Source organism: Duganella vulcania (assembly GCF_009857655.1).
Lineage (GTDB): Bacteria > Pseudomonadota > Gammaproteobacteria > Burkholderiales > Burkholderiaceae_D > Rugamonas > Rugamonas vulcania.
The window spans coordinates 12,685-31,592 of the sequence record NZ_WWCX01000073.1; the positions used below are offsets into that span (position 1 = coordinate 12,685).

Below are 18,908 nucleotides of genomic sequence, written 5' to 3' on the forward strand. Positions count from 1 at the left end.
CATGTAAGGTCCGCATGATAGGCGGTTTGAATTATTAATGCAATACAGTTGCATTAATAATTCGGCGGCCGGCGGGAACGGGGCTAGGGATTAACGCTTGGCTTGGCGTTTTGCGCAGTGCGGGCAGGTGCCCTTGATGAGGAAATCCATTTCCTGGCTTTGAAAGCCGTCCGGCAGCTTGATTTTGCGCGGCAGTGGAACTTCGGTAAAGCAGGTCACTTCCTCGCAGCTGGTGCATTGGAAGTGCGCATGTTCGTGCGAGTGATGGCCGGCGCCGGCGCTGAACCGCCATACGGTGTCGGCGCCGGCGATCCGGTGCACCAGTTCATTGTCGGTCAACCATTCCAGCACGCGATACAGCGTGACCGGATCGAGCGCCGCATCGGACAGGTGGGCATGGATCTCGTGGTGGGTCAGCGACTTTTGCTGGGCAAGCAGAAACTCCAGAACCGTTACGCGCGGGCGGGTCACGCGGGCGCCCGTGGCACGGATCAGTGTTTCAGCTTGGCCTGCGATGAAGGTTTGCATGGTATCGGTGATAAGTGGGATGAAGCGCCGCTATCTTATCACGGAGGGCGTCCCTTCCTGGTCAGCCCAGAGCCTCGGCGGGGCCGAAGAACTCGTAGTAGGTCTGCGATTGCGGCACGCCCAGCTCCTGCAGGTGCGACTTGATCGCCTTCATGAACGGCGTCGGGCCGAGGAAGTAGGCTTCGACGTCGCGCGTCTCCGGCATCCAGGCGTTCAGGCGCTGCTGGTCGATGTAGCCGGTGGCGTGCGGCTGCGGGCCGCTGTCGTTGGCCGCTTCGTAGCAGTAGAAGCGCTGCAGTTGCGGGTGCTGCGCCGCCAGTGCGTCAACCTGGTCGCGGAAGGCGTGGACGTTGGCGTGGCGCGCCGCGTGGATGAAGTGGATGCGGCGGCCGGTGCTCAGCGCCTCCGTCAGCATCGCCAGCGTTGGCGTGATGCCAACGCCGCCGCTGATCAGCACCAGCGGCTTGTCGCTGTCGGCCAGCGTGAACTCGCCGGCCGGCGGCACCAGCTTCAGGCTGTCGCCAACGCCGACATGGTCGTGCAGATAGTTGGAGACCGCGCCGCCCGGCTCGCGCTTGACGCTGATGCGGTAGGTGCTGCCGTTGCTGGCGGCGGACAGCGAATACTGGCGGCGCTGTTCTTCGCCGTCCACGTCGACCACCAGGCCGACGTACTGGCCCGGCGCATGCGCGACGACCTTGCCGCCGTCCGCCGGCTGCAGGACGAAGGAGGTGACTTCATCGCTTTCCGCCGTCTTTGAGACGACCTTGAATTCGCGCGTGCCGCTCCAGCCGCCTTCCGCCGCCGCGTTCTTGTCGTAGATGCTTTGCTCGGCGCCGGCCAGGATGTCGGCCAGTTGTCCGTAGGCCGCGCCCCATGCGTCGATCACCGCGTCGGTCGCGACGTCGGCGCCCAGCACTTCGCGGATCGCCTTCAGCAGCGAGGCGCCCACCATCGGGTAGTGTTCGCGCTGGATCTGCAGCGAGACGTGCTTGTTGATGATGGTCGATACCAGCGGGCCCAGTTGCTCCAGCCGGTCGATGTTCTTCGCGTACATCAGCACCGCGTTGGCGAGCGCGCGCTGCTGGTTGCCGTCGGCCTGGTTGGCCTGGTTGAAGATCGGCTTCACCTGCGGGAAGTCGCGGAACAGCGTCATGTAGAAATGGCGGGTCAGGGTCTCGCCGCCTTGTTCGAGAATGGGAACGGTGGCGCTGATGATGGCTTTTTGTTCGGTGCTGAGCATTTTGCTGTCCATGTGTGGTTTCGACGTAAAGAAGTATATCACATGAATCTTTAAAATGTCAGCGCAGGCGCAACCGAAAACCGGCGGCGCCTGCGCGGGACCTGCTTAGAGATCGAACTTCAGTTCCGCCACGTAGGTCCGCTGCGGATAAGGGTGGAAGTTCCAGTACTTGTAGTTGTTGAGGTTATCGATGCCCACCGCCGCGCTCCACTGCCGGTTGATGCGGTAGTGGACGCGCACATCGGTGGTGAAGTATTTGCTGGCGCCCATGTAGGCGAAGCCGTTGGGGTCCGTGTTATCGAGCGTCGAATACTGGCTGCCGCTGTAGCGCGCGGCCAGCGTCAGCGCCAGCTTGTCGTTCGGCGCGTAGGTGGCCACGCCGGTGGCGCGCCATTCCGGAATGCGCGGCTGCCATTTGCCTACGCTGGCCTGGAACTTGTCGTTGCGGTCTATCTTCGAATCGGTCCAGGTGACGCTGGAGTTCAGCGTCAGGCCGCGCACCCAGACGTCGTCCGCCGTGTAGGCCACTTCCAGGCCCTTGGTGTTGATGCGGTCGACGTTCTGCACGGTGCTGACCACGGACCCGGCCAGCGTATTGGTCTGCGAGTACAGCGCGTCCTGGGTGCGTTCGCCGAACGCGGTCAGGCGCAGCAGGCCGGCGGCGAGGCGGCGCTCCGCCGTCAGCTCGGTGGTCCACGATTTTTCAGGCTTCAGGTTCGGATCGTTGTTGATCAAATCGCCGGCCGCGTTGATGCCGCCCTGGTAAAGCTCGGACACCGTCGGCATGCGCACCGCCCGGCCCAGCGAGGCTTTCAGCACCCAGTCGTCGCTGGCCTGGTATGCCAGCGCGGCTTTCGGCGACACGAAGTTCCCGCTGCGCTCGGGATGCGCCGCGGTCGTGGCGCGGTTGGCGGTGGCGCCATCGTGCGCGGTCCAGCGCTCGAAGCGCACGCCCAGCACCGTCTTCCACAAGGAAGCGAAGCGCCAGCAGTCCTGCGCATACAGGCTGTTGATTTCGGTCTTGCCGGTGAAGGCGGCGTTACGCTCGCCCGGCGCGCCGTCGATCCAGTTGCTGGCGGCGTTCTCGATGCTGGCCAGTTTGTAGGCCTGCCGCTGGTAGCCGAATTCCGCGATGTGCTCCACGTTCGGACGCCAGACGCCCTTGCCGGACAAGGTGTTCCAGCCGGTGCCGCCCTGGTTGACGATGCGTCCGGCGCCACCCGCCAGCGCGGCCGGCAACGCGACGGTGGTGGCGGCGCGCAGCACGTCCTTGTCGTAGTCGTACAGGCTGGCCGCGATCTCCCAGTCGAACACGCCCTTGGTGTGGGACTTGACGGTCAGGCCGTGCATGATGTGCTGGATGTCTTCGTTCGACAGGTTGAAGTCCGTGGGCGCCAGCGTGTAGCTGCGGCCTTCGATGTTGACGGCGCCGCTGTAGACCGGATTGCCGGCGGCGTCGCGCAGATAGGTTTGCGGACGGCCTTTCGAATCGTTGCGCCACAGGCCGAAGGTGTAGGAGGCGCGCACCGTGGGCGAAATATCGTAGGCCAGCTTGGCCTTGAACTGGTCCTGCACGGTGTGGTACTGCGTGGCCGTGCCGAGGATGAGCCACGGGTTGTTGGCGCGGTCCAGGCCCGCGACCGCGCCGGTGACGGGGATGCCCGCGCTGCCTGGCTTGCCGGCGGCCGGCGCCTTGGTCGGGAAGGTCAGCGGCTGGCCGTCGCTGTCCGTGTGGCCGACGTCCACGTACCACGACCAGCCGCCCTGGCGGTCGCCCAGGGAGATGCTGGCTTGCTTGCCCTGGTAGTTGTCGTTGGTGTTATACAGCTTGAACGGCTGGTGTGTCAGCGCCAGCTTGGCGTGGGCTTCGAACCTGGTCGGCATGCGGGTCATGTAATCGACCACCGCGCCGACCGAGTTGCCGCCGTAGGCCGCGGAGAAGGGGCCGTACAGCACGTCGACACGCTCGACCTGCTCGGGGCTGACCATGCCCCAGCGCGGCGCGAACGAGGCGCCGTTGCCGAGATAGTTGGACAGCAAAATGCCGTCGGCGTACACCATCGAGCGGGCGCTGTTGCCGGTGCCGGAGGCGCGCGTGGACAGCACGGCGTGGTTGTAGTCGCCGATGTAGCGCTTGCGCACCAGGAGGCTGGGCAGGTATTTCAGCGCGTCCTCGGCGTCGGTGGCGTTGATGGATTGTTCGATGTCGTGGTGCGTGATGCCCTCGATGGTGGTCGGGATCTGCGACGGCAGCGAGGTCGGACGGTTGCCGACGATGGTCACGGTGCCCAGCATGTGGATGGGCGCCTCCTGGGCGCAGGCGAGGGTGGAGAAGGCGGCAAGCAGCGCCAGCGCCATTGGCGTTATGGTCGTTTTCATGATGTTCCTGATGTTGGGATGTTGGCCGCCTCCGCGGCTTATGGCGGCGGGTGGCGGCGGTTACGGCTGACGATCAGGAACGGGTGGGCGGTCCGCGCGGCTTGGCGGCGGTCCAGCTGTGCAGCGGACGTGGAGCGCTGTAGAACAGCGGCGGGTAGGAGTCATGGCCGCCGACGACGGCGAAGCTGGCCGCGACCGGCGGCAGCAGCGCGTAGGTGCCGCCGTGCGTGGCGCAGTACGGGCAATGCTCCATCGCGTGGTCGGCGGCCGGGGTGGGGGATTTCTTGACGGTGTCGGTGGAGCAGATTTCGCCGTAGCCGAACGGCGAGGCCGGGCTCATCGCCCTGGAGATCGACGGCGCGAGCGCGCTGAGCAGGACGGCCAGCAAGGCGATCCAGATGTGCAGCGTTCGACGGCGCGCGAAATTGAACATGGGCAAATTATAGCGCATCCCAAAAGACCGCGTACTTTCATTTGAGAATGAGAAGTGTTATCATTTGCATTGTTGAAACGCACATCCCTGTACACCATGCCGCTGACCGCCATTCCATACCAACGTTCCCTTATTGCCGTCGCCGTCGCCTTGCTGGCGGTTCCCCTCCATGCGCAGGAAGCCGCCGGGCCGATCGAATCGATCCAGGTCTCGGGCAGCTGGCTCGGCTCGGGCTTGCAGAACAGCGTCAAGAATTTCGCTGGCGCCCGCACCGTGATGAAGAAGGAAGACATCGACAACACCGGCGCCGCCGACATCGGCGATGTGATGCGCCGCATTCCGGGCGTTCAGTCGACCGACAATTCCGGCTCGGCCGGCAGCGCGATCTCGCTCAACATCGGCGTGCGCGGCCTGACCGGGCGCTACTCGCCACGCTCGACCGTGCTGCTGGACGGCATACCGCTGGCGGTGGCGCCGTATGGCCAGCCGCACCTGTCGTTCGCGCCGGTCAGCCTCAACAACATTGAATCGATCGATGTGGTGCGCGGCGGCGGCGCGGTGCGCTACGGCCCGCAGAACGTCGGCGGCATCATCAACTTCCGCAGCCGTTCCATTCCGGATGGGCCGGGCGTGAGCGGCGACGCCTCGTTCCGCTACAACGACTTCGGCCACGGCGGCCAGAACCGTCAATACAGCGCCTTCGTCGGCACCCAGCAGGACAGCGGCCTGGGCGTGGCGGTGCTGTACTCGGGCATGGCCGGCAGCGAATGGCGTGTCGGCAGCAATGAAAAGGTCAACGACCTGGCGCTGAAGTTCCGCTACCAGCTGACGCCGCACAGCGAGCTGAACGCCAAGCTGTCCTACTACGAGGTCAACTCGCGCACGCCGGGCGGGCTGACGGTGGCGCAGTACAACGCCGATCCGTTCCAGAACACGCGGCCGACCGACTTCTGGAGCGGCGACCGCCGCAGCGCGGACATCGGCTACCTGAACACCTTGTCGGCCACGCAGGAGTTCGAGGTCAAGGCCTACTACAGCGACAGCTTCCGTCAAAGCTCGCTGATCAACGCGGCCAAGACCCAGCTGACCTGGCAGCCGCGCAACTACGAGGTGCTGGGCCTGGAGCCGCGCTACACGCAGCGCTTCGCCACCGGCGGGCTGACGCATGATGTCACCGTCGGCTACCGCTTCCTGCGCGAGCGCGGCGACGACAACAACTACGTCCAGACCGTGTCCACCGGCGCCAGGGGTGCGACCGCGACCTTCACCAACAGCACCGACGCGCACGCGGTCTACGTCGACGACCGCATCGCCGTGGGCGCATGGCGCATCACGCCGGGCCTGCGCTACGAGCACATCTCGTCCGAGCGCAACGACCTCGGCGCCAAGTCGGTGTTCGAGAGCGACAACAACAAGGCGCTGCCGTCGCTGAACGTGGCCTATCTGCTCAACCGTTCGCTGACCGTGTTCGCCAACTACACCACCTCGTTCGGCCCGGTGCAGAACACCCAGCTCAATTCGCAGACCCCGGCCAATCCGCTCAAGCCTGAGCTGGCCAAGACGGCCGAACTGGGCGCGCGCTGGAAGACCGGCGCGGCCAGCGCCGAAATCACTGCCTTCAAGCTGAAGTTCGACAACCAGATCCTGCAGGTGCCCGGCACCGTGCCGGCCGTGTTCCGCAACATCGGCGCCACCAACCACGACGGCATCGAAACGGCGGCCGACTACACCTTCGACGACGCCGGCGCGCTGGCCGGCCTGAACGTGTACGCGAACTACACCTACACCAAGGCGATCCAGGATTCGGGTGTATCGTCGGGGATGGATGTGCCGTTCTACTCGCGCAACACGGACACGCTGGGCGCGCGCTACAGCGTTGGCGCGTGGACCGCCAACCTGTCGACCACGCATCAAAGCAAGCAGTATTCGGACACCGCCAACACGGCGGCGGAGGCGGCCAACGGCAGCAACGGCATCGTGCCGGGCTTCCGCCTGTGGAACGCGCAATTGACGTGGAAGATGCCGGGCAAGCCGGGCTATGAGGTGATGGCCGGCGTCAACAACATCGCCGACCATCGCTATTACACCCGCAACGTCGACGGCAACGCCGGCCGCATGGTGGGTGCGCCGCGCATGGCCTACGTGCAGCTGCGCGCCAGGTTCTGAGGGGAGTTTAGTGCAGCACCCGCACCGCCGCGGGCTGCACGCTGAAGCCGGTGTAGTTCGGGAATGGCGCGGCGGCCATGGCCTCGGCCTGGTCCAGTTTGCGCTGGACCAGCTTGTGCCAGGCGCCGGCCCAGCGGGCCGCCAGCTGGGATTCTTCCGCCGAACGCGCACACAGCGTTCGTTCCACGGCGATTTTCTGTCTGTGCAGGGCGTAGGCGGCAGTTATCAGAGTAGGCATGGTGGCGGCGAGACTGGCAAGGGTTAATTAGTATGCGGCCCTATTTTGCCCCGCCCGCCGGGAATTGAATGTGCGCCAGTTCACCCAAGACGATGGGAATCTGAATTTAGATGCCAAAAAGACAGATTGTGTTGCGTTTTTACATCACTATGTCCGCTAGGGCATGAAGTCTTGATCCAGGAGCTGTTCGATGGAGTAGAGCAGGCCAGGTGGAAATACGTCTTCCCCGAGCCCCGTTTCCTCCGCCGCGCGGCGGCGGGCGATGGGATAACACTCGGTGGCATATTTGGCATGTCGCACCTCCAGAGTCGTCAGGCTAATCCTATGCCGCTTCCCGCGTTTGATGCCACTCAATAGAAATACGGTGTCTTGCGTGCCCATTCATTATTCTTGTAACGCTTGTGCAGCAGGGTGAATGCGCTCTTCGACAGCGTCTTGGCGTCGGCGTCCAGGCAGCCGCCGCGTGTCGATTGCACCGTCACGTACAGCAGCCATGGCAGTTCCGGATCGGTCGGCACGGCGGTGGCGCGCTGCATGACGTAGTCGCCGATGTAGCCGGTGGCCGTCTTCAGGCCCGCAAGCTGCGCCAGCTCCTTGTCGCGCGCGGCGTTGTTGCCCAGCTCCGGCATCGGCAGCGTGTGTTCGGCGTCGGTGTTTTCGCCGTAGCTGGCGCCGGCCTTGGCGGGCAGCTTGCACCACATGTCGGCCAGCGTTTCATCCGGCGCGCGCAGCTTGATCTCGGCGGTGGCGCCGCTGTACATCGGCGACAGGCCGTACTTCACGGCGTTCAGCAGCATCCAGTAGCGGTGCTCCGGCGTGCCGGCCAGCTTGCGGTATTTCTGCATGACAGGCGCCAGCACCGGCGCGTTCTGCTCGATCTGCTGGGCCGCGTTCAATGCCGCCTCGTCCTGCCCCAGCAGGTCGGAGCGCATCCACGCGGCCACGGCGATCTGCGTGCGCAGCGGCTTGGACAGCTTGGTGTTCGCGGCCAGCGCCGACAGGTCGGCCACCGACAGGCCGCTGTTCAGCCATCGCGTGCCGTCCGCCGCGACGGCCACGCGGACCTTGTCGGTGCCACCTTCCTCGCTGGCCTTGGCCTGTTCGCCGGTGTCGGGATCGAGATCGCGGCTGGCCGTGCGCAGCAGATAGTTGGCGGCGTCCGCCGGCGACGACGCCACCGCAAAGCGCTCCTGCAGGAACTGATTGCGCGTGCTGCTCGAATTGCTGGCCGCCAGCGCGGGGCCGGTCAAGACGGCATCGCCAATCGTGCGCGCCTTGTCGGCCTGGTTGTTCAAGCGGTAGTGGCGAGCCAACGCGTGGCGCATGGTCAGGTACTCGGGCGTGCCGGACGCCACCTGCTGCGCCGCCTTCTCCAGCTCCGGCGTCAGCTTATCGGACAGCATGACGGCGGCCAGCAGCCACACGCGCGCCTGCGCCTTGTTGCCTTCCTTGGCGTAGCGGTTCCACAGGTCCACCGCGTGCGCGCGCTCCACCGCGCAGCTGCGCTTGGCCTCGTACTCCTGGCATTGCTGGAGGGTTTGCAGCCAGTCGATGAAGCCGGCGCTGGCGCGCAGGGCGGGGCGGGTGTCGGCCTGGTCGGCGCCGGGCGGCTGCAGCAGGTCGTTGGCCAGCACACGCCAGTCGCCCAGGTGATCGTCCTGGTACGGATTGGCGCGCGGATCGTCGAGCAGCTTGCTCAGTTCCGCGAAGCGCAGCGTAGGCGTGAGCCGCACCTGCATGCTGCGCACGATGGCGCGGGTGGCTTCATGCAGCGACGCCAGCTCCGGGTTGGCGAGGATATGATCGGCACTGGACTGGATCGCCGCCAGCTTCTTCTGCGCCGCCGCCAACCGTGCCGCGGCGGCGGCCGGACCTTCGCGCTTGGCGTCGAGCCGCTCCTGCCAGGCCGCCTGGTCGGCGTTCGGGCCCGGGACAAACGTGGCGGCGCGCGCCTGCGAGCGCAGGCTCAGATACTCGCCCCATTGGCGCAGCGGATGCTTGTCGGTGGCGCCGATCCTGGCGAACAGGCTGGTGCTCAGGGCGTAGTTCTCGCCATAGAAGGCGGCGGAGGCCAGCTGATATTGCTGCATCTGGCGCCAGTACAGCGCTTCGGAGGCGGGCAGTTCGGCCGGCGCGGGGATCACGCGCTTGGTTTCATCGAAGCGGTTGCGTGGCGCATCCACATCGTCGCCGCAGAATTTGAAGACCTGCCGCTGCGTCGCCACCCACGCGTTGAGCCGCGCCGGCGTCGCATCGGGACGGCGCGCCAGGTCGTTCAGCGTGGACGTGGCGAAGGTGTAGCCGCCGAGCGGGCAATTCAGATAGCCATTGGCCATGCTGTCGTCGGCCTTGGGCGCGGCGGGAGCCTGCTTCAACGCGGCGCCGACGGCGGCCAGCCAGGCGCCATAGACCTTCTTGCCTTCGGTCGCGTCGACCCAGCCGCCGTTGCGGCTGCCGATGGCGCGCAGCAGGCCGCCCTGCGGATTGGGCACGGACTTCAAGCCGTCGGCGCCCAGTTGCACGGTGCGCCAGGCGGTGTACAGGTACATGCGGTCATAGCTGGGAAGCAGCACGCCCAACTCACCGGATTGATAGCGGTTCAGCGCGATATCCGGCCCGCTGCGGCTGACGTAGGGATCCCACGGGCCGCCACTGCTGGCGGCGGCGTGGGCGCAGGCCAGCAGCGCCGCGGCGATGACGAGTGGACGAAGAGGGTGGATCATGGCGAGCTCCTTGAAAGCGGCGGCAGGTCCGCACCGTCGCGCTTCCACGCGTAGCGGTCGAACCAGTAGGTTTTACGATAGCGCGCCGCCACTTGCGGCGCGAAGGGTTCTTGCGGCGAGAAGCCAGCACTGCCCGCGGGGCAGCTGGCGTGCAGCGTGGCGGGCGATTGTTCGACGATGTCGCGCATGGTGGCGCTGTCCCGGCCCATGCGGAAGAACATCGGCACCACTTCGTCGGCGGCCAGTCCGTCCAGCCAGGCCGGCGAGCGGCACCACCAGGCCAGCGCGGTCACGCTCAACTTGATCTGCGGCGGCAGCGCGCCGCGCAGCTGCCGCACCAGCGAACGATAGAACTCGCGCTGCGACGGCTTGGCTTCCATGTCCAGCTGTACCCAGCCGGAGGTGCTGACGGCGGCTGCGTCGAGCAGCGCATGCACGATGATCGCGCGGCTGGCTTCAATATCCAGCGGCGGGTTGACGGTGCTGACTTCGACGTGCAGCACCGGCGTGACCCGCGTGGCGGCGGGCATCGCGGGCTGGCGCATGCGTGGACGCGTGCGCACGGCGTCGCCGGTCAGCAGGATGTGGCGTTGCAGGACCGCCGCTTCGGTGGTGGACCACGGCGGCAGCAGGGCTTCGTCCCACAGCCAGGCGACTGCTTGCGCGCGCGCGGCGCAATGGCAAAGCAGCAGGGCGCTGAGGACAAGGCGAAGAAAAAGGGAAGGCATCGGAAAACGGGGCGACAAGGTGCCCCATTTTACCGATGTTTATTATTTCCGCAAGATTGATCTATTTGCCTTCAAGGGCGCTGATGGCGGCCATCACGCCCGCGCCGTAGGCCGGATCGGCCTGCGTGCAGTGATCGATGTGCCGTTGCTGTATGGCCTTCGATACGCCGTGGATGGCGCGCGCCGTGTTCTCGAACAGCAGCTGCTTCTTCTCGGCCGTCAGGAGGCGGAACAGATTGCCCGGCTGCGAGTAGTAGTCGGTATCGACGCGATGATCCCAGTGGCCTGCCGCGCCTTCCAGCGACAGCGGCGGTTCGGCGAACTGCGGCTGCTGCTGCCATTCGCCATGGCTGTTCGGCTCATACGAGGTGCTGGCGCCGTGGTTGCCGTCGGTGCGCATGGCGCCGTCGCGGTGGTAGCTGTGGAACGGGCACTTGGGCGCGTTGACCGGAATCGCGTGATGGTTCACGCCCAGGCGGTAGCGGGCCGCGTCGCCATACGAGAACAGGCGCGATTGCAGCATGCGGTCCGGCGAGAAGCCGATGCCGGGGACCACATTGGCCGGCGAGAAGGCCGACTGCTCGACTTCCGCGAAGTAGTTCTCCGGATTGCGGTTCAGTTCCAGCACGCCGACGTCGATCAGCGGATAATCCTTGTGCGGCCAGATCTTGGTCAGGTCGAACGGGTTGTACGGCACTTTGGAGGCCTCGGCTTCCGGCATGACCTGCACCGCCAGCTTCCAGCGCGGGAAGTCCTTGTTCTCGATGGCGTCGAACAGGTCGCGCTGCGCGCTTTCGCGGTCGCGGCCCACCACTTCAGCGGCTTCGGCGTCGCTGAAGTTCTCGATGCCTTGCTGGCAGACGAAGTGGAACTTGACCCAGAAGCGCTCGTTCTTCGGGCTGATGAAGCTGAAGGTGTGGCTGCCGAAACCGTGCATGTGGCGGTAGCCTTTCGGGATGCCGCGATCGCTCATGACGATGGTGACCTGGTGCAGGGCTTCCGGCAGCAGGGTCCAGAAGTCCCAGTTGTTTTCGGCGCTGCGCAGATTGGTTTTCGGATCGCGCTTGACGGCGTGGTTCAGGTCCGGGAACTTGAGCGGATCGCGGAAGAAGAACACCGGCGTGTTGTTGCCGACCACGTCCCAGTTGCCTTGCTCGGTGTAGAACTTGACGGCGAAGCCGCGGATATCGCGTTCCGCATCGGCCGCGCCACGCTCGCCGGCCACGGTGGAGAAGCGCATGAAGATGTCGGTCTTCTTGCCCACTTCGGAGAACAGCGCCGCGCGCGTGTACTGGCTGATGTCGTGGGTGACGGTGAAGGTGCCGAAGGCGCCCGAGCCCTTGGCGTGCATGCGGCGCTCCGGGATCACCTCGCGCGCGAAGTGGGCCAGCTTTTCAAGATGCCATACATCCTGCAGCAGCGCCGGGCCGCGCGGGCCCGCGGTCTGGATGTTTTGATTGTCGACGACCGGCGCGCCGGCTGCGGTGGTGAGGTTCTTCATGAGACTTCCTTCAGCGGTTCTGAGGGTGAATGGAAGCTTGCAGCATAACGAAGACCTTGCCCTTGCACAGCTCTCTTTCGGGAGAGCCCAAAACAAAAACGCCCGGCTGTTAAGCCGGGCGTTCGGTACCATCTGACGTTGCCGAAAGATGCGGCGTATTACTTGCTTGGGTAGACGATGTCTGCGCGGCGGTTCTGGGCGCGGGTCGCGTCGTCGCTGCCGGAGGCTTTTTCTTTACCGTAGCTGATGGCTTCCATCTGGCCGTCTTTCGCGCCTTGTACTTTCAGGGCGGTGATCACGGCTTGCGCGCGGCGCTGGCCCAGGGCCAGGTTGTACTCTGCGCCACCGCGTTCGTCGGTGTTGCCTTCGACTTTGACGGATACGTTAGGGTTCGACGACAGGAACTTGCCGTGGTCGGCGACCAGGGCGTTGAACTCAGGCTTGACATTGTACTTGTCGAAGTCGAAGAACACGCTGCGGTTCTTGTAGATCGAGCTGTTTGGGTCCAGGTAGGCTGGCAGGGACACGGCGACTGGCGCGGCCACTGGAGCTGGTGCCGGCGCCGGCGCGGCTTTGACTGGCTCTGGTGCCGGTGCTGGGGCGACGACTGGTGCTGGGGTGCTGCAAGCGCTCAGAACAGCCAGTGCGCAGGATGCCAGCAGGATTTTTTGTTGTGCTTTCATGGAATACTCCCGAAATAGTTCAATTGTTTTGGACTTGCATGGGGTGTGAGGCTTGGACACCAGCCGCGACCGACATTATATAAGGGTTTCCCTCAGAAGTATTGGCTTGCTGCATTATTTTTTTATCCAAGGCGAGAAAGGGGTCAAATCCTTGCCCGATTCGACGTACCAGGCCCGGCGCGTGATGTCGAATTGGGCGCCCAGCGCCTTGACCTGGTCCTTCTCCTGATAGGTGGCGGTCAGGTACTGGCGCGCGGCCGGGGCGGCCGACGGCGCGGCCGGCCTGGCCTGGTTGCGGGCGATGGCCGCCTCGGCCGCCGCCGCCGATTTCGGCAGGCGCATCTGCGCGATGAAGCCGCTGCGCAGCGCGGCATCGGCCGGCGAGAGCAGCGTCAGGCGCGCGCGGGCGCGGGTGGCGCCGACGTAGAACAGGTTTTCCTCCTCGGCCTTGGGCTGGGTCGGGTGCGGGAATTCGTCGGCCTGCAGGAAGGGCAGGATCACGTGCTCGAACTCCTTGCCCTTGGCGTTGGCCACGCATTCGATCAGCACCGCCTTGCGGTCGCGCTTGCGCCGCACGAAGGCTTCGCGCGCGTTGAGCGCGGCCCAGAACTCGGCCAGTGTGTGGCCGGAGGCGGCCGCCGCGTCGAGCAGGCCGGCCACCGATTTGTTGACCACGCCCGCCTCGTACGGCCGCACGAAGATGCGGCGCGCGGTCGCCACCAGCTTGACGCGCTCGCACACTTCCGTCAGCACGGCCGCCGCCGGCGTGGCCGGATCGACTTCCGACAGCCAGGCGATGGCCGCGATCACGGCCTGCTTGGTCGCCAGGCTGGCGACGTCGCGGTAGTTCGGCTCGTCGCCGTCGCGCCGCTCGTCGTCGATGTGGAACAGCTCCCCCAGCAGCGCCGGGTCCTTGATGATCTGCGCCTTGAAGTTGTCCATGCGCCGCGCGCTGAAGCGCATCTCGCTGAAGGCCACCATGGCGTTGACGATGGCGGTGCGCACCTGTTCCGATTTCACGGCGCTGAAATCCTTGAGCGCGATCGCCAGCATCCCGCGCAGGAACAGGATCTCGTCGCGCTGCAGGTAGCCGGCCATGGCGGGCGTGCGGTAGTCGATGTCGGCCTCGATCAGCGCGTTCTCGATGGCCATCGACTGGTGGCGGTCGCGGATCAGGATGGCGCAGCCGTCCAGCGCGTGGCCGTCGGCCTTCCATTGCCGGATCGCGGCCACGGCCTGCTGCGCGCAGGCGGCCGCGTTGTCGTAGTGGGCGTGGCGGATCTCGGTGTGCAGCGGCAGGCTCGATTCGACCGGCTTTTGCTTGAACTCCGCCATCGCGTAGGCCAGGTGCGGGCCGTGGCGGTAGGTGTAGGTCAGCGGGTAGCGCACCAGCTTGGGGTAGTTCTGGCCGAAGCGGCGGTTCAGGTATTCCTCGCTGGCGCCCAGCTTGGCGTGGATCACCTGGTCCTTGTCGCCGGCGCCGACGAAGAAGCACTGCGGCCTGGCGATCAGCGCGTCGAGGATATGGAAGGCCGCCTCGTTCAGGTCGTGCAGCTCGTCGCACAGCACCAGCCGGTAGTCGGGGAAGTGCTCGGCCAGGCGCGCGCCCGCCTGCAGGTTGCAGGCCAGGTCGAAGGTGGCGTCGAACGGGCCGCGGAACACCGCGCCGGCGCCGCCGTCCAGGCGCAGGGTTTCGTACTCCACCGTGGTCAGGTAGTCGGTCAGCGGCACGCCCATCTGCTCGGCGATGTCTTCCAGGCCCATGTATTCGACGTCGGCGGCCAGCGCCATGGTCGCCTTCAGTTGCAACTGCACGTCGAGGAACTGGGCCAGCGCGATGCTGTGGGTCTGCAGGTCGAGGCCGTCCAGGCGGCCGGCGTAGCGTTCGGCCACGCGGTCGATCGCGGCCAGCGCGTAGTCCTTCAGCTGGCGCGCCTCGGCGCATTGCCGCAGGCCGTCGCCGTCGATGCTGTCGAGTTGGAACGCGGCGAAGTCTTCGAAGGTCAGTACCGCGACGCGGCTGGCCAGGGCGTGCGGCACGCCGACGTCGAGCAGGCGCTGGCGCATGACGTCGCGCGCTTCCGGCGTGAAGGTCAGCGCCAGGATCTGTTCCGGCGCCAGTTTGCGCGCCAGCGCCTCGCCGATGCGCAGCGCCAGCGTGGTGGTCTTGGCCGCGCCGGCGTTGGCGTCCACCAGCACCACCTTGTGCTGCGCCAGCTGGATGGCGGTCTGCTCGGGTGTGGGGATCAGGCCTTGCGGGGTGAAGCGGGGAGGGTTGGCATCGTTCATCCGCTACATTATAGCGACCGGCGTGCGGATGCCGGTGACCGATACAGTGGCCGCCGCCGCGGGCGGCTTCGGCTGCAGGCGCGCGGTGGCGCCTTCGATGAACTGGGCGCTGAACAGGCGCCGTTCCACCAGCGTTTCGCGGCTGTCGATGACGGCGCACAGCAGGTTGGCCGCGGCCGCGGCCATCTTGGGCATGGGCTGGCGCAGCGTGGTCAGGTTGTAGCTCAGCCAGTTGGACGGTTCGACCGCGTCGAAGCCGGCCACCGACATTTGACCCGGCACGTCGATGCCCAGTTCATGGCGGGCGCAATCGAGGCAGCCGATGGCCATCACGTCGCTGCCGCACAGGATGACGTCCGGGACGCCGCCCATTTTCTCGATCAGCGCCTTCAGGCCGGAGGCGCCGCTGTCGTAGTCGTACTCGCCCGGCACGATGACCGGCGGCGGCAGGCCCAGCTCGGCCAGCCGTTCGCAGGCGCCGCGGCGGCGCTCGCCGGCCACGGTGGTGTCGGTGGTGCCGCCAATGATGCCGAAGCGGCGGTGGCCGGCGGCGGCCAGGCGCGAGACCAGCGTGCGGCCCGCTTCCAGGTGGTCGCAGGTGACGGTGTTGACCGACTGGTTGCGCAGCGTGCGGTTGAACAGCACCAGCGGCATGCCGCGCCGTTCGAATTCGGCCACGTGTTCGTCCGACATGCGGGCGGCCACGATCACGCCGTCGACCTGGAATTGCCAGACGTCGTTGAGCACGCGATCGACATCGGCCTCGCGCGCCAGCGGGAACAGCAGCACGCGCTTGCCCAGCGTGCTCAGATGCTGGCTCAGCTCGGCCAGCAGTTCCGGGTAGTAGAGGTTGGACTTGTTGGTGATCAGCACCGCGACCATGTTGGAGCGGCGCGTGATCAGGCTGCGGGCGGCGGCGTTGGGGATGTAGTCCAGCAGCGCGGCGGCCTTCATCACCCGCGCGTGGGTGGACTTGGATACGCTGGCGCCGGGCTTGAAACAGCGCGACACGGCCGATTGCGACACGCCGGCCACGATGGCCACGTCGTACGAGGTGACGCGGCGGGCTTCACGGGCGATACTGGCTTTGTGTTCAGTTGCGCAGACTTGGATGGTCGGCTTGGATTTGGTCATCGTCTCTGGCCTGCAGGCTGTAGCTTGCTTATTTATTAGTGAAACCAGCATAATCAAAATCTTACTCGTTAGCAATAATAATCGTTTTTCTTTTAAGAAATATTCAGCCAGGTGTGGCCTCCCTGCAATTTTTCCTGAGGGAGCGGGATTTCTGCTAAAATGACGCCCCTTTATTCACGTGAAGGGTCGACATGGCCAATGCTTGCGGCGTCGATTTTGGCACGTCAAATTCCACGGTGGGCTGGGTGCGTCCCGGACATCCGGTGATGTTGGAACTGGAAGAGGGCAAGACCACCTTGCCGTCGGTGGTTTTCTTCAACGCCGAGGACGAAGAAGTCACCTTCGGACGTGCAGCGCTGGCCGAGTACCTGGCCGGCTACGAGGGGCGCCTGATGCGCTCCATGAAAAGTTTGCTCGGCACCAGCCTGATCGACGGCCAGACCGAGGTGGGGGGCCGCGCGCTGCCGTTCCGCACGCTGCTGTCGCAGTTCATCGGCGAGGTGAAGCGCCGCGCCGAGCAGTCGGCCGGACGCCAGTTCACGTCGGCCGTGTTCGGCCGTCCGGTGCACTTCATCGACGACAGCAAGGAAAACGACCAGCTGGCCGAGGACACGCTGGCCGAGGTGGCCCGTTCCGTCGGCTTCAAGGACATCGCTTTCCAGTTCGAGCCGATCGCGGCCGCGTTCGACTACGAGTCGCAGATTACGCGCGAAGAGCTGGTGCTGATCGCCGACATCGGCGGCGGTACCTCGGACTTTTCGCTGGTGCGCCTGTCGCCCGAGCGCGCCAAGAAGACCGAGCGCCGCGACGACATCCTGGCCAACGGCGGTGTGCACATCGGCGGCACCGACTTCGACAAATACCTCAGCCTGTCGTCCGTGATGCCGCTGCTGGGCTACGGCAGCCGGCTGCGCAACAACAGCGAAGTCCCGTCCAGCTACTTCTTCAACCTGGCGACCTGGCACACCATCAACCAGGCGTACACCAAGAAGATGTGGACGCAATTGTCCGACCTGCTGCGCGATTCGGCCGAGCAGGAAAAGCTGGGCCGCCTGCAGAAGCTGATCGACCAGCGCGCCGGCCACTGGCTGGCGATGAAGTCGGAAGAGGGCAAGATCGCGCTGTCCGACGCGCCGAAAGTCACGCTGGAGCTGGACCGCCTGTCGCCGGCCGTGACGCTGGAGCTGTGCCGCGAACAGTTCGACGACGCCATCGGCCACCTGGTCGGCTCGGTCGAGAGCACGGTGCTGAGCCTGCTGCGCGACGCCGGTGTGGCGCCGGCCGATGTGGACACGGTGTTCTTCACCGGCGGTTCGAGCGGCGTGCGCATGCTGCGCGAGCGCATCGGCGCGCTGGTGCCGTCGGCCCGCAAGGTCGAGGGCGACCTGTTCGGCAGCATCGGCGCCGGCCTGGCGCTGGATGCCGTGCGCAAGTTCGGCTAACTGTTCGGATAACTGATAGGGACCACCATGCTCGACCAACCGATCGTCATGCTCGACTTCGAAACCACCGGCCTGTCGCCCGACATGGGCGACCGCATCACCGAGGTGGCGGCGTTGCGCATCGTCGGCGGCAAGGTGGTCGACCGCTATGTGTCGCTGATTAACTGCAATGTGCGCATACCGTCCTTCATCACCGGCCTGACCGGCATCACGCAGGCCATGGTCGACGGCGCGCCGCCGGTATCGCGGGTGGTGCCGGAGCTGCTCGACTTCATCGGCGGCGATGCGCTGTCGGCCCACAACGCCAGCTTCGACGACAAGTTCCTGCGCGCCGAGGCGGCCCGGTTGGGCCTGACGCCGGGCTACCAGGCGTTGGTGTGTTCGCTGAAGCTGTCGCGCCGCGTGTTCCCCAAGCTGCCGAGCTACAAGCTGGGCAATCTGTCGGACCAGCTGGGCATCCGTTTCAAGAGCGCGGCCCACCGGGCCGAGTCCGATGCCGAGGTGGCGGCCGAGGTGCTGATCCATATCGGCAAGCACATCGGCTCGACCTACGGCCTGGCCGGCGTCGACACCTCGCTGCTGGTGGCGATCAACAAGCTGGCGGCCGCCAAGGTGCACGCCTTCCTCGAAAAACAAAAAGTGCGCTAAAACTCTGTGGCTCGCATTACAATACCGGCACTGATGTATCGATAGTTGGTATTTTGTGAACACACGCCGCAACTTCCTTTATGTGCTGCTGTCGCTTCTGCTGGTGTTCTCCCAGCAGATGGGGTACTCGCACGCGCTGTCGCACGCTTCGGCCGCGACCGGCGTGGTGCAGGCCGCCGCGCAGCAGGATGAGGATGCCAGCAGGATCACCAAGCTGGGGCTCGATCACAATTGCGCGCAGTGCCTGGCGTTCGCGCAGATCGCTTCCGCTGCCGATACACATTTCCATTCCTTCCCGCTGGCCGCCAATACATCGGTGGCCGTGGTCCGCACGCCGACGCCGCTCGATTGCCAGCGCACCGTCTGCGGCTTCCGATCGCGAGCGCCGCCCGTCCTGTCCTGATCGCACACCCCTTGGTCCGCCGCCACTGCCGCTTGAGCAGGGGCTCGGTCTATCGTAGCTATCCACAGGAAATCACATGTTGAAACACAGCGTACTCGCGGCCGCATTGAGCGTCGCCGTGGCGGCCCCGCAGGCCTATGCCGCAGATAAGAAAGAACAGAAGGAACTGGCCGCCATCCGCGCGGAGATCCGCGAAATGAAGGCGGCCTACGAGGCGCGCCTGCAAGCCATGGAACAGCGCCTGCTGCAGGCGCAATCGGACAGCGCCGCCGCCAAGGCGCAGCTGGCCACGATCAGCGGCGGTGCGCCGTCCGCCGGCGCGGCGGCATCCGCAACGTCAGGCGCTGGCGCCCAGGCCGCCGCACCCGCC

Annotated in this window: 16 protein-coding genes and 1 pseudogene; 5 read left to right on the plus strand and 12 right to left on the minus strand. The window is 65.7% G+C overall.

Features of this window, described 5'->3' with window-relative positions:
* Positions 1 to 90: 90 nt before the first annotated feature.
* The 4 genes from GTP90_RS26600 to GTP90_RS26615 all read right to left on the minus strand — a co-directional run bounded on the left by GTP90_RS26600 (position 91) and on the right by GTP90_RS26615 (position 4,583).
* The gene (locus GTP90_RS26600; RefSeq protein ID WP_161086332.1) at positions 91 to 528 is read right to left on the minus strand and encodes a Fur family transcriptional regulator; all 438 of its coding nucleotides are present in this window, start codon (positions 526 to 528) and stop codon (positions 91 to 93) included.
* A 61-nt stretch (positions 529 to 589) separates the two neighbouring features.
* A complete protein-coding gene (hmpA, locus tag GTP90_RS26605) occupies positions 590 to 1,771 on the minus strand; it encodes an NO-inducible flavohemoprotein (RefSeq protein ID WP_161086346.1) in 1,182 nt (393 codons plus the stop codon).
* Positions 1,772 to 1,876: 105 nt separating this feature from the next.
* On the minus strand, positions 1,877 to 4,150 hold the full coding sequence (locus GTP90_RS26610) for a TonB-dependent receptor (RefSeq protein WP_161086333.1): 2,274 nt from the start codon (positions 4,148 to 4,150) through the stop codon (positions 1,877 to 1,879).
* Positions 4,151 to 4,223: 73 nt separating this feature from the next.
* Positions 4,224 to 4,583 carry a DUF2946 domain-containing protein gene (locus GTP90_RS26615; RefSeq protein ID WP_161086334.1) on the minus strand — a complete coding sequence of 120 codons (360 nt, stop codon included), beginning with the start codon at positions 4,581 to 4,583 and terminating at the stop codon, positions 4,224 to 4,226.
* Between the two features lie 96 nt (positions 4,584 to 4,679).
* On the opposite strand from GTP90_RS26615, the gene GTP90_RS26620 reads away from it, so the two are divergent.
* The gene (locus tag GTP90_RS26620; RefSeq protein WP_161086347.1) at positions 4,680 to 6,749 is read left to right on the plus strand and encodes a TonB-dependent receptor family protein; all 2,070 of its coding nucleotides are present in this window, start codon (positions 4,680 to 4,682) and stop codon (positions 6,747 to 6,749) included.
* Between the two features lie 7 nt (positions 6,750 to 6,756).
* Here GTP90_RS26620 and GTP90_RS26625 read toward each other — a convergent pair whose 3' ends face one another.
* From GTP90_RS26625 to GTP90_RS26660, 8 genes are all read right to left on the minus strand, one after another.
* Positions 6,757 to 6,936 (minus strand): hypothetical protein, encoded by a 180-nt coding sequence (locus GTP90_RS26625; protein ID WP_254452061.1) that lies wholly within the window; start codon positions 6,934 to 6,936, stop codon positions 6,757 to 6,759.
* Between the two features lie 207 nt (positions 6,937 to 7,143).
* Entirely contained in the window at positions 7,144 to 7,368 is a 225-nt protein-coding gene (locus tag GTP90_RS37655; RefSeq protein ID WP_161086336.1) for a DUF29 family protein, read from the minus strand.
* The gene (locus GTP90_RS26635) at positions 7,338 to 9,710 is read right to left on the minus strand and encodes a hypothetical protein (protein WP_161086337.1); all 2,373 of its coding nucleotides are present in this window, start codon (positions 9,708 to 9,710) and stop codon (positions 7,338 to 7,340) included. Before GTP90_RS26635 ends, GTP90_RS37655 begins: the two co-directional genes overlap by 31 nt.
* Complete coding sequence (locus tag GTP90_RS26640; protein ID WP_161086338.1) at positions 9,707 to 10,438, minus strand: hypothetical protein; 732 nt, start codon at positions 10,436 to 10,438, stop codon at positions 9,707 to 9,709. The genes GTP90_RS26635 and GTP90_RS26640 overlap by 4 nt, the downstream gene beginning before the upstream one ends.
* A 61-nt stretch (positions 10,439 to 10,499) precedes the next feature.
* Positions 10,500 to 11,939, minus strand: coding sequence for a catalase (locus GTP90_RS26645; RefSeq protein ID WP_161086339.1), 1,440 nt, complete (start codon positions 11,937 to 11,939; stop codon positions 10,500 to 10,502).
* Positions 11,940 to 12,097: 158 nt separating this feature from the next.
* On the minus strand, positions 12,098 to 12,622 hold the full coding sequence (locus GTP90_RS26650; RefSeq protein WP_161086340.1) for an OmpA family protein: 525 nt from the start codon (positions 12,620 to 12,622) through the stop codon (positions 12,098 to 12,100).
* A 114-nt stretch (positions 12,623 to 12,736) separates the two neighbouring features.
* Positions 12,737 to 14,911, minus strand: coding sequence for an ATP-dependent helicase (locus GTP90_RS26655; protein ID WP_161086341.1), 2,175 nt, complete (start codon positions 14,909 to 14,911; stop codon positions 12,737 to 12,739).
* 3 nt (positions 14,912 to 14,914) lie between these two features.
* On the minus strand, positions 14,915 to 16,045 hold the full coding sequence (locus GTP90_RS26660) for a LacI family DNA-binding transcriptional regulator (protein WP_161086342.1): 1,131 nt from the start codon (positions 16,043 to 16,045) through the stop codon (positions 14,915 to 14,917).
* A gap of 191 nt (positions 16,046 to 16,236) precedes the next feature.
* Between GTP90_RS26660 and GTP90_RS26665 the strand changes: the two genes are divergently transcribed.
* From GTP90_RS26665 to GTP90_RS26680, 4 genes and pseudogenes are all read left to right on the plus strand, one after another.
* A complete protein-coding gene (locus GTP90_RS26665) occupies positions 16,237 to 17,487 on the plus strand; it encodes an Hsp70 family protein (RefSeq protein ID WP_161086343.1) in 1,251 nt (416 codons plus the stop codon).
* A 27-nt stretch (positions 17,488 to 17,514) separates the two neighbouring features.
* The gene (locus GTP90_RS26670) at positions 17,515 to 18,135 is read left to right on the plus strand and encodes a 3'-5' exonuclease (protein ID WP_161086344.1); all 621 of its coding nucleotides are present in this window, start codon (positions 17,515 to 17,517) and stop codon (positions 18,133 to 18,135) included.
* A 55-nt stretch (positions 18,136 to 18,190) separates the two neighbouring features.
* The gene (locus GTP90_RS26675) at positions 18,191 to 18,538 is read left to right on the plus strand and encodes a hypothetical protein (RefSeq protein ID WP_161086345.1); all 348 of its coding nucleotides are present in this window, start codon (positions 18,191 to 18,193) and stop codon (positions 18,536 to 18,538) included.
* 76 nt (positions 18,539 to 18,614) lie between these two features.
* Positions 18,615 to 18,908, plus strand: a pseudogene (locus GTP90_RS26680) (hypothetical protein); the annotation flags it as partial.